Raw genomic sequence first — 2,047 nt, forward strand, 5'->3', positions numbered from 1 at the left:
AGCCGCGGGGGCGTTCCGGCTGCGCGGTGCTCTCGTCGACCGACACCACCGAGGCGACCTGGCGCCCCTTGGGGCCCTGGCCGATACGCACCACCAGGGTGGCGCCCGGCGACACCGAATCGTGGCCGCTCTGCGCCAGCGCGTTGGCGTGCAGGAAAACGTCGCCCGACCCGTCCGACAGCTCGACGAAGCCGAAGCCCTTCTCGCTGTTGAACCACTTGACGGACGCACTGATCTCGGGCCCCGAAGCGATGACTTGCGAGGGTCCACCCATCGGGCGACGCGGACCGCGGTCGCCAAATGAGGGCGGCGCCGACATGAAGTCGTCGTCAAATCCGCCGCGGCGCGGGGAACGGGGGCTGCGGTCGGTCCTGTTACTTCTCAACGGTCGTAATCCCGAAGTGTAGTTGGCGGGTCCTGTCTCAGGAGGCCACCTGATGAAAAAACTTGCTGGATCAAGGAATTACATAACCGTTCCTGAACCGCTCTCGACGGTTGGCGCGGACAGCGTCCTCTTCCCGCATCGACACTAGCACGAAAGCGCCGGTGTCGAACACACATAAGCATATCCCCCCACGCCGGTTCCATCATCATTTCGCCTCATCCCGACTTCCCGGCGGCCGGAATTCTGACAACAGCGCGATCAGGAAGCGCGTCTCGGGCTTTCTCCCGAGGCGCGAACGCTCTAAACAGCTCAAAAGAGAACGTTATGTCGCGCCGTTGCGACAAACCTGGCATTCGGGCCCGGCATTCGGGGCGACCGCCAGCTAAAGACCGGCAGTGAAGGAAAGCGGATGGACCAGGCAAACACGCGGAACAGAACCGGCCGGATCATGCGGGCCGGCATGCTCGCCGGCATCGGCGGCCTGGGCGGCCTGGGCGGCCTGGCGGCGATCCCGGCCAGGGCCACCCCGCTCCAGGACCCGTACGGCACCTGGACCATCCAGGCGGAAAACGACGCGGTCAGCACGCTCAAGGGCACGTCCGACCAGTACTATACCAGCGGCCTGCGCATAAACTGGACCTCGGGCACCGACAACCAGCCCGCGCCGATCGAAACCCTCAACCACGCCATCCTCGGGCCCGGCGTCACGCGCATCAGCCTCGGCGTGCAGCAGACCATCTTCACCCCCCACGACACGCAGGCCGTCAATCCGCCGGCCGGCGACCGGCCCTATGCCGGCCTGATGCTGGGCACGGTCAACCTGATCAACGACACCGATCTGTCGCGCTCGGTCTTCGGCATCCAGTTCGGCGTCATGGGCCCGGCGGCGCTGGGCCGCCAGTTGCAGAACGGCTTCCACAACCTGATCGGCGACACGCCCAACCGGGGCTGGAGCCACCAGTTGCAGAACCAGCCGATCTTCCAGGTCCAGGCCGGCCGCACCTGGCGCCTGCCTCTGGCCGATCTCTACGGGATCGAGATGGAAATGCTGCCCGCCGTTGCCGCGGCGGCAGGCGACTACCGCATCTACGGCTCGGTGGCCGACACGTTCCGCCTCGGCCAGGGCCTGCGCAGCGATTTCGGCACCCCGACCATCGGCTCGGGCACCGACGGCACCGACGCCTACCGCCTGACCCGCCCGCTGGCCTGGTACGTGTTCGGCAACGTGACCGGCTACGCCGTCGGCTACGACGCCACGCTGCAGGGCAACACGGTGCGCAACAACTCGCCTCACGTGCCGGTCAACTGGGACGTGGGCGAAATCCACGCGGGCGTCGCCGTCATGTGGCACGGCATGCGCCTGTCCTACAGCCAGACCTGGCAGACGCAGGAATTCCGCGGCGCGCGCAGCGGCCTGTTCAATTTCGGATCGGTCGACCTGTCGGCCAAATTCTGACGGCCAGGTCCTGACGGCCAGGTCCTGACGGCCAGGTCCTGGCAGGCAGGTTCCGGCGGACGGGCCCCCAGCGGACGGGCGGACCGGTCAGCCGGACCGCAGGATGCGGGCGGCGTCATGCCGCCCGAACAATTCCAGCAGGCAGGTAACGGCATTCCGGCGGGCCGCGCTCACCGCGCCGCCGGCCACCCGCTGCGCGTCCTGCG

At 67.6% G+C, this 2,047-nt stretch carries 2 protein-coding genes; one reads left to right on the forward strand and one right to left on the reverse strand.

What is annotated here, in order from left to right:
• Nucleotides 1-385 (reverse strand): cold-shock protein (locus HUK84_RS16060; RefSeq protein WP_176641182.1); only part of this gene is annotated, 385 nt, incomplete at its 3' end.
• A gap of 460 nt (nucleotides 386-845) precedes the next feature.
• Between HUK84_RS16060 and HUK84_RS16065 the strand changes: the two genes are divergently transcribed.
• Complete coding sequence (locus HUK84_RS16065; protein WP_246285733.1) at nucleotides 846-1,841, forward strand: lipid A deacylase LpxR family protein; 996 nt, start codon at nucleotides 846-848, stop codon at nucleotides 1,839-1,841.
• Nucleotides 1,842-2,047 lie beyond the last annotated feature (206 nt).

Source organism: Nguyenibacter vanlangensis (assembly GCF_013376155.1).
Taxonomy (GTDB): domain Bacteria; phylum Pseudomonadota; class Alphaproteobacteria; order Acetobacterales; family Acetobacteraceae; genus Gluconacetobacter; species Gluconacetobacter vanlangensis.

Coding starts and splice junctions, on each gene's coding strand:
- HUK84_RS16065 (WP_246285733.1), top strand. CDS start 846: ATGCTCGCCGGCATCGGCGGCCTGGGCGGCCTGGGCGGCCTGGCGGCG.